This is a genomic window from Pseudomonas sp. SJZ077, assembly GCF_007993905.1.
Taxonomy (GTDB): Bacteria; Pseudomonadota; Gammaproteobacteria; order Pseudomonadales; family Pseudomonadaceae; genus Aquipseudomonas; species Aquipseudomonas mandelii.
The window spans coordinates 242,000-255,509 of sequence record NZ_VIUJ01000002.1; the positions used below are offsets into that span (position 1 = coordinate 242,000).

11 protein-coding genes and 1 pseudogene are annotated in these 13,510 nt (G+C 58.8%); 5 read left to right on the forward strand and 7 right to left on the reverse strand.

The window, feature by feature from the left end:
• Positions 1-97: 97 nt before the first annotated feature.
• The 4 genes from ssuE to FBY01_RS04855 form a co-directional block, all read right to left on the reverse strand.
• Complete coding sequence (gene ssuE, locus FBY01_RS04840; RefSeq protein WP_010466665.1) at positions 98-691, reverse strand: NADPH-dependent FMN reductase; 594 nt, start codon at positions 689-691, stop codon at positions 98-100.
• A 316-nt stretch (positions 692-1,007) separates the two neighbouring features.
• Positions 1,008-1,646 (reverse strand): peroxiredoxin, encoded by a 639-nt coding sequence (locus FBY01_RS04845; protein ID WP_145306640.1) that lies wholly within the window; start codon positions 1,644-1,646, stop codon positions 1,008-1,010.
• A gap of 293 nt (positions 1,647-1,939) precedes the next feature.
• Positions 1,940-3,283 carry an OprD family porin gene (locus FBY01_RS04850; protein WP_010466661.1) on the reverse strand — a complete coding sequence of 448 codons (1,344 nt, stop codon included), beginning with the start codon at positions 3,281-3,283 and terminating at the stop codon, positions 1,940-1,942.
• 373 nt (positions 3,284-3,656) lie between these two features.
• Positions 3,657-4,985, reverse strand: a complete 1,329-nt coding sequence (locus FBY01_RS04855) for an OprD family porin (RefSeq protein WP_010466659.1) — start codon at positions 4,983-4,985, stop codon at positions 3,657-3,659.
• Positions 4,986-5,348: 363 nt separating this feature from the next.
• Here FBY01_RS04855 and tauA point away from each other — a divergent pair.
• Positions 5,349-5,540: pseudogene (gene tauA, locus FBY01_RS32200) on the forward strand (taurine ABC transporter substrate-binding protein); the annotation flags it as partial.
• 347 nt (positions 5,541-5,887) lie between these two features.
• Here the strand turns inward: tauA and argA are convergent.
• Both argA and argE read right to left on the reverse strand, forming a co-directional pair.
• Positions 5,888-7,186 carry an amino-acid N-acetyltransferase gene (gene argA, locus FBY01_RS04865; protein WP_083375508.1) on the reverse strand — a complete coding sequence of 433 codons (1,299 nt, stop codon included), beginning with the start codon at positions 7,184-7,186 and terminating at the stop codon, positions 5,888-5,890.
• A 233-nt stretch (positions 7,187-7,419) separates the two neighbouring features.
• Complete coding sequence (argE, locus tag FBY01_RS04870; RefSeq protein ID WP_010466655.1) at positions 7,420-8,589, reverse strand: acetylornithine deacetylase; 1,170 nt, start codon at positions 8,587-8,589, stop codon at positions 7,420-7,422.
• 157 nt (positions 8,590-8,746) lie between these two features.
• On the opposite strand from argE, the gene FBY01_RS04875 reads away from it, so the two are divergent.
• Positions 8,747-10,114 carry an inorganic triphosphatase gene (locus FBY01_RS04875; RefSeq protein ID WP_077747177.1) on the forward strand — a complete coding sequence of 456 codons (1,368 nt, stop codon included), beginning with the start codon at positions 8,747-8,749 and terminating at the stop codon, positions 10,112-10,114.
• Between the two features lie 121 nt (positions 10,115-10,235).
• Here FBY01_RS04875 and FBY01_RS04880 read toward each other — a convergent pair whose 3' ends face one another.
• Positions 10,236-10,700 (reverse strand): Lrp/AsnC family transcriptional regulator, encoded by a 465-nt coding sequence (locus tag FBY01_RS04880; RefSeq protein WP_046045137.1) that lies wholly within the window; start codon positions 10,698-10,700, stop codon positions 10,236-10,238.
• Positions 10,701-10,825: 125 nt separating this feature from the next.
• Here FBY01_RS04880 and FBY01_RS04885 point away from each other — a divergent pair, with 125 nt between their 5' ends.
• The 3 genes from FBY01_RS04885 to FBY01_RS04895 all read left to right on the forward strand — a co-directional run bounded on the left by FBY01_RS04885 (position 10,826) and on the right by FBY01_RS04895 (position 13,429).
• Positions 10,826-11,164 carry a hypothetical protein gene (locus FBY01_RS04885; protein WP_010466649.1) on the forward strand — a complete coding sequence of 113 codons (339 nt, stop codon included), beginning with the start codon at positions 10,826-10,828 and terminating at the stop codon, positions 11,162-11,164.
• A gap of 90 nt (positions 11,165-11,254) precedes the next feature.
• Entirely contained in the window at positions 11,255-13,039 is a 1,785-nt protein-coding gene (locus tag FBY01_RS04890; protein ID WP_145306638.1) for a GspE/PulE family protein, read from the forward strand.
• Between the two features lie 69 nt (positions 13,040-13,108).
• Entirely contained in the window at positions 13,109-13,429 is a 321-nt protein-coding gene (locus FBY01_RS04895; protein WP_178113218.1) for a DUF2388 domain-containing protein, read from the forward strand.
• Positions 13,430-13,510 lie beyond the last annotated feature (81 nt).

Sequence of the window (13,510 nt, forward strand, 5' to 3'; positions counted from 1 at the left end):
CTCTCCTTTTTGCAGTTGGGTTTTGGCTGCACCTGCTTGCCCGTTAGCGGGCGAGTAAGGCCAGTACATCAATTTCAGGTGTGGCTTTAGTGCTGACTTAAATGCTCCAGCGAGCACTCAACAAACGTTCATTCAACAGCTTCGGATCGATCGGCTTGGGCCGTCGGGCCATGGCGCTGAAAAACAACTCCAGCGATTCCTTCAGTCGTTGTTCCAGCTCTGGCGCCAACTGCGCCTGGGCGCTGCCTTCGCCGTAAGCGATCTGGCTGTCTACCGCGAAAACCCCATGGAGCATTTCCTGGGCTTTCAACGCCGACAGCACCGGCTTGAGCGCGTAATCCACCGCCAGCATGTGGGCGATACTGCCGCCGGTCGCCATGGGCAAAACCACTTTGTGGTCCAACGCGCGCTCGGGCAGCAAATCCAGCACGGTTTTCAGTGCACCGGAGAACGACGCCTTGTAGACCGGAGTGGCGATCAACAGGCCATCGGCATTTTCAATCTGTTGCAGCAGGTCGATCACCTTAGGGCTGTCGAAGCGTGCATGAAGCAAGTCTTCGGCCGGGAAGTCCCGCACCTGGTAACTCACCACTTCCACACCCTGCTCCTGCAACCAGCGTTGGGAGCGCTCCAGCAGCACCCCGGAGCGGGAACGTTGGCTGGGACTGCCACCGAGTGAGACGACCAGCATTCAAATGATTCCTTGCACGGTGTTGGCGATTCGCGGTTTGCGATCTCGCTGTCATGGAGATGACCTTAACAGGTGATTGTTATATCTATAAATCATATTTATTCATTTGGTTATACACATTGGATATATAAAAAGACACTTCCTGCGGGCGAAAAAAAGGCCGTCGAAACGGCCTGAAATCCCCTGCTTTATGGATACGGTTCAATCTTTCTGCGGTGCCTGCAATTCCGTCATCGCGAGCAGGCTCGCTCCCACAGTGGATAGCGTTCTACCTGCTCGTGATGGCGATACCAGCCACACCGAAAATGCTGATGGCTTACCTGTTGGGCTGCGGCGTCAGACGCAGGTACGGCTTTACCGCGCGGTAACCCTTGGGAAAGCGCTTCTTGATTTCGTCTTCGTCCTTGAGCGACGGCACGATCACCACTTCATCACCGTCCTGCCAGTTGGCCGGGGTGGCCACCTTGTAGTTGTCGGTAAGTTGCAGCGAGTCGATCACCCGCAGGATCTCGTGAAAATTGCGCCCGGTACTCGCCGGGTAGGTGATGGTCAGCCGAATCTTTTTGTTCGGGTCGATCACGAATAGCGAGCGCACGGTCAGGGTGTCATTGGCGTTCGGGTGGATCAGATCATAGAGGTCGGAGACCTTGCGGTCCGCGTCGGCCAGGATCGGGAAATTGACGACCGTGTTCTGGGTTTCATTGATGTCCTCGATCCACTTGTGATGCGAGTCCACCGGGTCCACGGACAGGGCGATGGCTTTGACGCCGCGATTGGAAAACTCATCCTTGAGCTTGGCAGTGAAGCCCAGTTCGGTGGTGCACACCGGCGTGAAGTCCGCTGGATGGGAAAACAGCACGCCCCAGCTATCGCCCAGCCATTCGTGGAAACGGAGGGTGCCGGCGCTGGAATCCTGTTCGAAGTCGGGGGCGATATCGCCCAGTCTGAGGCTCATGGTGCTGCTCCTGGTGAGTGCTTGTCGGGCTCAACTCTGCCTGTGTTCCTCATGGATTAAAAAGAATAAATATCGATGAATTTAGATCATAAATGAATATTAAATATCTATTCACTGGACCTCCACGAACATCAGGACGAACATCGCCGACAAGGTTCGAGAAGGCCTTGAGTTGCTGCAAAGAGGGAGTTTTCACGGCGGGATTACGGGGGTGACCCCGCCTTGAAAACGCAAAAGCCCCGCCCGGCGAGATGCCGGGCGGGGCTTTTTTTTCAGCGGTTACGCGAGCGCTGTTACAACAGCGGGATCGAGTAGCTGACGATCAGACGGTTTTCGTCCTGGGAGCGAACGCCCGGGATGTTGGTGCGCCAGGTGGCGTTTTTCCACATCAAGCCAACGTTCTTCAACGGGCCTTCCGGTACGACGTAACCGACAGTCAGGTCGCGTTCCCACTCGGTGCTGTTATTACCGGCTGCAGCAGTAGAGGTGCGATTGGTGTCGATATCGTCGCCACGCAGATAAACCATACCAGCGGTCAAGCCAGGCACGCCGACTTTGGCGAAGTCAAACGAGTAGCGAGCTTGCCAGGTGCGCTCGCCGGCACGGCCGAACTTCTGGATTTGCATGTCGGTGATGGTGTAGTTCGACGAACCGTCGCCCTGGTTCAGCCAAGGGAAGTCGCTGCTGCCGTTGCTGACCTGATAGCCACCACCGAAGGTGTGACCGGCAACGGTGTACAGGAACAAGCCGCTGTACAGATTGTTGTCGACCTTGCCTTTGCCATTGGAGGTGCTGCTGTAGTTGCCGGAGCTGTAGTACAGCGGGTCGTGACCGTTTGCGCCGTCATCCGAGCTGTTGAAGTAGCGCAAGTCAGACTTCAACACGCCAGGGCCGATAGCCCAGTTGTGTACCAGACCCAGGAAGTGCTGCTTGTAGAAGTCTTCCAGATTGCCGTAGTAGTACTGGGCAGTCAGGTCTTTGGTGATTTTGTAATCACCACCGGCATAGATGAACTTGTTGCTGTCGCGGCCGCTGGCGGTACGAGCGTTGGCGCCGCCGATGCTCAGCTGCTCATTGTTGCTGGAGTTACGTCCCTTCACGGCTTCGATCTGACCGCCAACCAGCGTCAGGTCCTTGATCTCGCCGGAAGTGATCTGACCACCCTGCCAGGTTTGTGGCAGCAGACGACCGTCGTTGGTCACGATAACCGGGTTCTTTGGCTGCAACGTGCCCAGCTTCAGTTCGGTCTGGGAGATCTTGGCTTTTGCAGTCAGGCCCAGGCTGGAGAAGTTATCAACTGCTTCGCCGTTGGACTCGCTTGGGAATACCGTGCCGCCGTACGAGTTATTGCTGGCACCGTTGGTACCACCGCCCGAATCCAGACGCACGCCCAACAGGCCGATCGCATCGATACCGAAGCCGACAGTGCCTTGGGTGTAACCGGAGATGAAACGCAGGTCGAAGCCTTGGCCCCACTCTTCGTTTTTGTTCGCGCCCGAACCATCACGGTTATCGGTGTTGATGTAGAAGTTACGCAGACCCAGAGTGGCCTTGCTGTCTTCGATGAAACCGGCGGCGCTTGCCTGCTGCGCCAAAACCCCTACGGCCACGGCCAGGGCCAAGGTGGACTTGTTCATTTGTTTCGCTCCTATCGTTTCTAATTTTTTATGCTTCTGGCCCTGGGTCGGATGCCCTGAATCCTGAAAAGCGCGGTTAGCGCCAGACCGCATGTCATCGTGACAACGCGCATCTACGGTCGCGGCCTACCCGCTGTGATTTTTTGGGGGGCGCATGGTAAAACCGAAAAACATTTATTTCATTATTTTTAATGCCATTTCGGAATATAGCTATGCGCGCCGAACACAGGGTATCGGCTCCTTGGCTTGCCACTTTAGGCGCCCGGATAAAAACCCAAAAAGAATAATAAATTACTATTTAAGGTCTATTTGGAATATCAAATAAAACGCGAAAAAAAGCCCCGCCCTGAGGCGAGGCTATTTCTGGTGGGTGTTACAGGAAGCTGTAGGTGTAGTTGAAGATCAGACGGGTCTGGTCTTGCGCAGAGATGTTGGTATCGCCGCGGTAGGTACCGTGACGCAACGTCGTGCCGAAGCCTTTAAGCGCGCCTGTCTGGATCACGTAATCCACACGCAGGTCGCGTTCCCACTCGGTCTGGTCTTTACCCACGCCGTTGGTAGCCTTGATGTTATCGCCACGCAGGTAGGCGGCCGAGGCTTTCAGGCCAGGAACACCCAGAGAAGCGAAGTCGTAGGTGTACTGACCGAAAGTGGTGTTCTCACCAGCACGGACGAAGCCGTTAACCATGGCGTCGGTGAACAGGTAGAAGCTCGTTCCTCCCGCGCCTTCGTTGCGACCGTTGCTGTCGACCACGTTGCCCTGGTTCAGGTAAACGAAGCCACCGTCATCGCTGACACGCTGATGGCCGAGCAGGAAGGCGTTGGCACCCAGGGTGTAGGTGAACATGGCGCTCCAGGTCTTGTTATCGACCTCGCCCGGGTTCTTGGCGAAACCACCGTTGTTATTGAACCGATAGCCCGCATCGCCGTTCTTGCCGTCGGAGCTGCTGTCGAAATAGCGCAGGTCTGTCTTGAACGACTGGTTGGGTGCGATCGTGTAGACGTGCACCAGACCGAGGAAGTTCTGCTTGTAGTAGTCTTCCAGGTTCGCGTAGTAGTACTGCAGGGTGAGGTCTTTGGTGACCTTCCAGTCCGCACCGGCATACCGGAACTTGTTGCTTTCCTCGGTACCGCCTGCCACGGCCAGGCCGGTGGTGTTCGACGAGGCGCGACCCGCTGCGTGCTCAAACTGGCCGACGTTAAAGGTGAAGTTGTCGATTTCCTTCGAGGTGATGGTGCCACCTTCAAAGCTCTGTGGCAGCAGACGACTGTCGTTCGCGACCAGAATCGGCATGTTCGGTTGCAGAGCGCCGCCCAGGTGAGCCTCGGTCTTCGAGAAACGCGCCTTGACGTTGGCGGCTGCGCGACTCCATGGGTCCGACGCCGAACCGTCGGAATCGCTTGGGAAGAAGGAGTTGTTATCCGGGTGGTGACCACGGCCACCGTCCAAATGAATGCCAACGACCGCCTGGGCATCGATACCGAATCCAACAACACCCTGAGTGAAACCAGACTGGTAATCGAACTTGAGACCTTCAGCGGTCTCTCTTTGATCGTTCGCAGTCCCTTCGCGGGTGTCCGCGTTGTAATACATGGTGCGGGAACTGACGGATGCCTTGCTGTCTTCGATAAAACCCGCGGCGCCTGCCTGCTGCGCCAAAACCCCTACGGCCACGGCCAAGGCCAAGGTGGACTTGTTCATTGTTTTAGCTCCTCTCGTTTCTAATTCTTGTATTCCTGGCCCTGAGTCGAATGCCCGGGATCCTAAGATGCGCGATTAGCGCCAGACCGTGACTCACAAGTCAATCGTAACTATGTGTGTCTACGACCATGGTCTAATCCCCGTTTTTTTTGGTCCTTGCAGGGTCGTGCGTTCGTCACAAACCCAAAAAGAATTGGTCTGTTCTTTTTAATACCTTTTAGGAATGAAGCTCCGCTCCATTCCTCGTCCCGGGCCAGAGCGGCTGGCTCGAAAATTAATTCCTAAAAGGTATTTTTTAGCGGTTTTTTAGATCGATCAGCTTTGACGCCATTCGGAAACAATCCCCTCCCGAAAGGCCACGCCATGACGACCAAACGCGCACTATCCAGACCAATTGTTACAGTTTGTGTATCGCTATTATTTTTCACTCAGCGTTCAAACGGCGAACCTCACGGTCGGTTATCAAACCGGTATCGACCCCAGCAAAGCCCCCCAAGCGGACGGTGTTTACGAAAAGACCATGGGTGGAAAATCGACTGGCGCCGTTTCAGGGCCTGGATGCCTCGAAGGTCAAAGTGGTGAACGGCAACCGGCGGAAATCGCTGCCGCCTGCAAGCGTGGCGCTGCTGGACGGCGGCACGGCCAAGGCCATTGGCGAGACGGCGAAGTTCTTGAAGGAGCAAGGGAAGGGTCGAGACGGTGCTGCCGGATTATTCGGCGTATGTCAGCGCGAAGTTCGTGCAGGAGTAACACAAACCCTGTGGCGAGGGAGCTTGCTCCCGCTGGGCTGCGGAGCGCCCCCAAACCCGGTAAACGCGTTATGTCTGATAGACCGAGTTGCCGGGTTTGGGAGTCCTTCGGCCTCCGGCGGGAGCAAGCTCCCTCGCCACAAAAGCCCGCAGTTACAGGGATTTTTCGAAGATCTTCGAATTACGCTGATAGTTGTACAGCGACGCTCGCGCCGACGGCAGGCGTTCGACGCTGCTCGGCACGAACCCGCGTTCGCGGAACCAGTGAGCGGTCCGGGTCGTCAGCACGAACAGGGTTTTCAAGCCCTGGGCCCGGGCGCGGGTCTCGATGCGCTCCAACAGCTCATCACCGCGACCGCCGTGGCGGTATTCCGGGTTGACCGCCAGACACGCCAACTCGCCAGCGTCCGAATCGGCAATCTGATACAACGCCGCACAAGCGATGATCATGCCTTCGCGCTCAACCACGCTGAACTGCTCAATCTCGCGCTCCAGCACCTCGCGGGAACGACGCACCAGAATCCCTTGCTCTTCCAGCGGGCTGATCAGGTCCAGCAAACCACCGACATCTTCGATGGCCGCTTCGCGCACGATCTCGAATTGCTCCTGGGCTACCAGCGTGCCGCCACCGTCGCGGGTGAACAGCTCGGTCAGCAGCGCACCGTCTTCGGCATAGCTGACGATATGGCTGCGGGCAACGCCGCCCCGGCACGCTTCAGCCGCGGCATCCAGCAGTTCCGCCTGATAGTTGCTGCCCAGACGCTGCAAATGCGCCGGGACTTGTTGCGGACGCAGCTCACGCACCAGCCGACCGTTTTCATCGATCAAGCCAAGGTCAGCACCAAACAGCAGCAGTTTGTCTGCACCCAGGTCGATGGCCGCGCGCGTGGCAACGTCTTCGCAGGCGAGGTTGAAAATCTCCCCGGTCGGCGAGTAGCCCAATGGCGACAGCAGCACGATGGAGCGCTCGTCCAGCAGGCGATTGATGCCCTTGCGGTCAACCCGGCGCACTTCGCCGGTGTGGTGATAGTCGACGCCTTCCAGCACGCCGATCGGCCGTGCCGTCACCAGGTTGCCGCTGGCCACCCGCAGGCGCGAGCCCTGCATCGGCGACGAGGCCATGTCCATCGACAGCCGCGCTTCGATGGCGATGCGCAACTGGCCGACCGCATCGATCACACACTCCAGGGTCGCGGCATCGGTGATGCGCATCCCGTGGTGGTAATGCGGGGTCAGGCCGCGTGCGGCGAGGCGGGTTTCGATTTGCGGACGGGAACCGTGAACCAGCACCAGGCGCACGCCGAGGCTATGCAGCAGCACCAGGTCGTGGACGATGTTGCCGAAATTCGGATGCTCAACGCCGTCGCCGGGCAGCATGACGACGAAGGTGCAATCGCGGTGAGCGTTGATGTAAGGCGAAGCGTGACGAAGCCAATTAACGTATTCGGGCATGAACCTGGGCCTGTAATAAATAGCAGCCAAAAAATGGGCGAAACTGAAAACGCACAGCGGGCTGATGGTTATCGTCGGAACAGGCTTGGCGACACGCGCGCTCTCCTCATGAATACGGGTTGGGACACTGGCAATTTACACCTGTAGGAGCGGGATTGCTGGCGATGCAGGCGCCGTGGTTCATCAGGAGAACCGCGTCATCGTTCATCGCCAGCAAGCCGGCTCCTACAGGTTCAACCACCTGACATTGGCGTTTGGGCCGGTGTCAGGCAGTAATGTTCAATCAATTGACGTAATAGATGCACGGTAGGCTGCAAACGTGACATTTCGAGGTATTCACCCGGTTGGTGCGCACAGGCGATATCACCCGGGCCGAGTACCAGCGTTTCGCAGCCAAGACGCTGAAGATAAGGCGCTTCGGTGCCGAACGCCACTGCTTCGGCGCGATGGCCGGTGAGCTTTTCGGCGACCCGGACCAATTCGGCGTCCTCGGCCTGCTCGAACGGCGGCACTTCGGGGAACAGCGGCGCGTAATTGATCTTCACCTGATGGCGTTCGGCAATCGGGTTGAGCCGCTGCAGAATGGCCGCGCGCAGGGCTTTGGGGTCCATGCCCGGCAACGGCCGCAAGTCGAATTCCAGTGAACACTGGCCGCAGATGCGGTTGGGATTGTCGCCGCCATGGATACAGCCGAAGTTCATGGTCGGTGTCGGCACGCCGAATTGCGGATTGCGGAATTCACGCTGCCACAACAGGCGCAGGCCACGCAGCTCGCCGATGGCATCGTGCATGGCCTCAAGGGCGCTATGTCCCAGGCGCGGGTCCGAGGAATGGCCGCTCTGCCCGAGGATGTCGATGCGCTCCATCATGATGCCTTTGTGCATGCGGATCGGCTTCAGTCCGGTCGGCTCGCCAATCACCGCCGCACGCCCCAGCGGACGGCCGGCTTCGGCCAGGGCACGAGCGCCGGACATCGAGCTTTCTTCATCGCACGTGGCGAGAATCAGCAGCGGTTGCTTGAAAGGCTGATCGAGCAGCGGAATCACCGCCTCGATGGCCAGGGCGAAAAAGCCTTTCATGTCGCAACTGCCAAGGCCCACCCAGCGGCCATCGACTTCGGTCAGTTTCAGCGGATCGGTCTGCCACAGTGCGCCATCGAACGGCACCGTATCGCTATGCCCGGCCAGCACCAGGCCACCGGGGCCGGAGCCGAAACTGGCCAGCAAGTTGAACTTGCCGGGGCTGACCTGCTGGATGTCGCAGGCGAACCCCAGGTCACCGAGCCACGTCGCCAGCAAGTCGATGACCGGACGGTTGGATTGATCAAGGCTGGGCTGGGTACAGCTGACCGTCGGCGCAGCAATCAGCGCAGCGAACTGATCTTTCATGGACGGCAAAGGCATCGCTGACTCCAACTCGCGAATTGAAGACCATCATAGAACCATCTGGCGACAGGAATAAACCGCCGCGGCACGTAGGACTGAGGAGTCCTGTACACTGCACGGCCTTGGCAGCCACACATTTCCCCCGGCTGCGCTCCCGATCCTGGATTTTCCGGCCATGCAGAAAGAAACCGAAATCAAACTCCGCGTCAGCCGCGAAACCCTCGCAGCCCTGCGCGAGCACCCGCTCCTGAAAAAACGCAACAAAAGTGGCTGGGAACGCCGTGAGTTGATGAACCAATACTTCGACACGCCTGAGCGCGACCTGGCCCGCGCCAAGGTTGCCCTGCGCCTGCGCAAGGACGGCGAAGAAGTGATTCAAACGCTCAAGACCCGAGGCCAGAGCGTCGCCGGTCTGTCCGAGCGTAACGAATACGACTGGAACCTGCCCAAAGCCAAACTCGACGTCAAGAAACTCGACGGTGAATGCTGGCCCGAAGAGCTTGCCGAACTGGACAAGAAAACCCTGAAACCGATCTTCACCACCGATTTCGTTCGCGAACGCGCTGAAATCGCTTGGGGCCGCGGCAAGACCAAAGTGGTCATCGAAGCCGCACTGGACCTGGGCCACGTGGTGGTCGGCAAGCAGAAAGAAGAAATCTGCGAGTTGGAACTGGAACTGCGCGAAGGCGAGCCGGCTGCCCTGCTGGAACTGGCCGCCGAACTGGCTGCGACCCTGGCCCTGATGCCGTGTGACATCAGCAAGGCCGAGCGCGGTTATCGCTTGTACGACGCCAACAGCTATTCGTTGAGCCTGCCGGCACCGCAAATCACCGCTGAAACGCCGCTGGACGATGCATTCGCCGCGCTGAGCTGGCATTTGCTGAGCAGCAGCCAGCGTCTGGCCGAGCAGTATCGCTTCAATGGCCACTGGCGCTTGTTGCAGGACTGGGTCGAGAACCTGGCCGAATTGCGTGCCTTGCTGAGCAGCCTGGGCCAGGCCGCACCGCGTCAGTCGACTCACGATCTGCGCGTTGCTCTGGATGCCTTGCTCGAAGACTGGCGCCCGCTGGTGCAAGCCGGTATCGACGACGAAGACGTGCGCAAAGCCGCGCCGGAGCAATTCCTCGAAGAACTGGAAGACCCGCGCTGGGGCTTGTTCTCGCTGAACACGTCGCGTTGGTTGCTGGCCCGCACCTGGGCAGCTGATCGCAACGTCCGTGGCAATCGCCAGGGTGCTGCGCAGTTGGGTAGCTGGTTGCCGCGTTTGCTGGGTGAAGAAGCGACCTCCCTGCAATTGCAGCGTTATCAGCAACAGCCGGAAGACCTGGCCGAGCAACTGCCGCGCATCGAGCGCATCCAGGCCTGGCTGCACCATGCCCGTGGCGTGCTGGACATTCCGGAAATGGACCGCCTGTACGGCGAGCTGAAGCAGCTTGCCCAATTGGCGAACGAGCCGATCACCGATGAATCGCTGGATGCGCGCAAGCAGCAGGCCATTGCGGTTTATCAGAATCGTGCCTGGAAAATGCTGCTGCGTATGTAACACCGCCTTCGCGGGCAAGCCTCGCTCCTACAGTATTTTCGTTGACCCCAATTCGGCGGCCGACTCAAACCTGTAGGAGCGAGGCTTGCCCGCGAAGAGGCCAGCACATTCACCGCATACCCTAGACAGGCAAACTGGTGGTGGACTTGATCTCCGACAACGCCACAATCGAGTTCACTTCCTGAATCCCCGGCACCATCGACAGCTTTTCAAAGAAAAACCGCTCATACGCCTCGATGTCCGCCGTGACGATCCGCAGCAAGAAATCCACCGACCCCATCAGCACATAACACTCCAGCACCTCGGGAAAGCCGCGAATCGCCTCGGTAAACTCAGTGAAGTTCGAACGCCCATGCGCGTTGAGTTTGATCTCGGCAAAGATCTGCGTGTTAAGCCCGATCTTCTTCCGGTCGAGCAAGGTCACCTGCCCGCGAATGATCCCCTCCTCCTTCATCCGCTGAATCCGCCGCCAGCACGGCGACTGAGAAAGTCCCACCTGCTCGGCAATCTGCGCGCTGGAGAGCGAAGCGTCTTCTTGCAGCAACGCGAGAATCTTGCGGTCGTAGCCATCCAGCTCGCTGTGCATAAATAAACCCGTAATTGATAGCTGACCGAATCAAACAATTCGAAAAATAGCCAATAAGCTCCATCATAGATAAGAAATGCCCGGCACCGAATGTAAAAATTCCTCCATTGATTTGGAGACCGACCATGCCGCACCTGGAAGCTGTGAACACCTCGCCTATCCGCGCCGATGTCTGGCACGCCGGCAACGCGCACTGCCGCGTTCATTACCAACTGCTGGCCGAAGCCGAGCCGGACCTGCTGTGCCGGGCGCTCAACCTGTTCGCTTTGCAGTTTCTGACGCCGCAACAGGTCAGCGCGCAGCGGATGGACGATCTGATGTCGATCGACATCGTCATGGACGGGTTGAGCTGGCATCGCGCCGAAGTGATTGCGGAAAAATTACGTAACCTGATCAACGTGTGTTCGGTGGAGCTGCAAGCGGCTGATTCCCTGCGGGAAGCGCCTGTTCAGGCGGCGGGCTGACAAACCTCGACACGGCTTCGTCGGGTAGTGGCCCAACGGTCGGCGGGTCCGCGACTATCCTTTGCGAACTGTTGTTCATGAGGAGCCCGCATGTCCGTTCAACTTGCCATTCAGGACCGCTGGCTGGATCTCAATGATTTGCTGCGTGAACTGGTCGCCCAGGGCTTTATCAGCCAGGACTCGGCCGAACACGCGCTCAATGCCCGCCGCCGCCACGCCACCCATGGCCAGATGCATCCCCTGGAATTCATTGCCAGCCAGCACCTGGATGACCTTAGCCGTCCCGGTAAACACCTCGACCTGGAAAGCCTGACCCTGTGGCTGTCGCAGCAGGCGGGCCAGCCTTACTTGCGCATCGATCCGCTGAAAATCAACGTGGCGGCGATTACGCCGCTGATGTCCTACGCCTTCGCCCAGCGTCACAAGATTCTGGCGGTGTCCATCGACCGCGACGCGGTGACCGTGGCCAGCGCCCAGCCTTACGTCAACGGCTGGGAAGCTGACCTGACTCATGTGCTGAAACTGCCGATCAAACGCGTAGTGGCCAACCCGGTGGACATCCAGCGCTTCAGCGTCGAGTTTTTCCGGCTGGCCAAATCGGTCAGCGGTGCGACCAACAACGATCAGCAGGCCAGCAACCTGGGCAATTTCGAACAATTGCTCAACCTCGGCGCCAGCGACCAGGAACCGGACGCCAACGACGCGCACATCGTCAACATCGTCGACTGGCTGTTCCAGTACGCCTTCCAGCAGCGCGCCAGTGATATCCACATCGAACCTCGACGCGAGCAAGGCACAGTGCGCTTTCGCATCGACGGCGTGCTGCACAACGTCTATCAATTCCCCCCGCAAGTGACCATGGCCATCGTCAGCCGCCTGAAAAGCCTCGGGCGGATGAACGTGGCGGAAAAGCGCAAACCCCAGGACGGCCGGGTGAAGACCAAGACCCCGGACGGCGGTGAGGTCGAGCTGCGGCTGTCGACCTTGCCGACGGCATTCGGCGAAAAAATGGTCATGCGGATCTTCGACCCGGAGGTGCTGCTCAAGGACTTCGATCAGTTGGGCTTCTCCGCCGAAGACCTGCGCCGCTGGCAGGACATGACCCGCCAGCCCAACGGCATCATTCTGGTGACCGGGCCGACGGGTTCGGGCAAAACCACCACGCTTTACACCACACTGAAGAAACTGGCGACGCCGGAGGTCAACCTCTGCACCATCGAAGACCCGATCGAAATGGTCGAGCCGGCCTTCAATCAGATGCAGGTCCAGCACAACATCGACCTGACCTTCGCCGCCGGTGTTCGCGCGCTGATGCGGCAAGACCCGGACATCATCATGATCGGCGAGATTCGCGACCTCGAAACCGCAGAAATGGCGATCCAGGCCGCGCTCACGGGTCACTTGGTATTGTCGACGCTGCACACTAACGATGCGCCCAGCGCGATCAGCCGCCTGCTGGAACTCGGTGTGCCGCATTACCTGATCAAAGCCACGGTGCTCGGCGTCATGGCACAGCGCCTGGTGCGAACCTTGTGCCCGCACTGCAAGGCACCGCTGACGTTGGGTGAAGAAGACTGGCAAACCCTGACCAAACCCTGGCAAGCGCCACTGCCCACCAATGCCCAGCGCGCCATCGGCTGCCTGGAATGCCGCGACACCGGCTATCGCGGCCGCGCCGGGGTCTACGAAATCATGCAACTGACGGATGGTGTTAAGGCGCTGATCAATCCCGACACCGATCTGCTGGCGGTACGGCGCCAGGCGTTCAAGGAAGGCATGCGCAGCCTGCGGCTGTCGGGGGCGCAGAAAGTGGCGGCCGGCCTGACGACCATCGAGGAAGTCTTGCGCGTGACGCCGCAGAGCGAACAAAAGTAGGCACGGCCGTCACGGAACTGGATGGGGGGAAAGGCATCCAACGCCGTAGTTAACCAGTGGAGTCACCCCATCATGCGTCTCAAACTTGCTGTCGCTACCATCGCGTTGTTGTCCCTTCCAGTCGGTTCGGCGATGGCCGATAGCTTTTGGCGTAACGTCATTTCGTCCGGTGCCACCACCGGTTCGACCTATCTGACCTTCAAGGATCACAAGCTGATCGTTGCAGCGCAGGACGATGCCGGCAGCTTCGTCGCCAGTGATGGCGGCATCCGCGGTCCTTATCTGGAAGCCGCGATGCAGAAAGTACGCTCCGACAATCCGGGCCTGCAGGCGACGGATATGGAACTGGCGAACGCGATCCTGGCAAAGAATGCCGTCGCTTCGGAATAAGCTGTTCAGCTGAATAAAAATGCCGCTCCCGTGAGCGGCATTTTTTATGTCCAACACAAAACCCTGTAGGAGCGAGCCTGC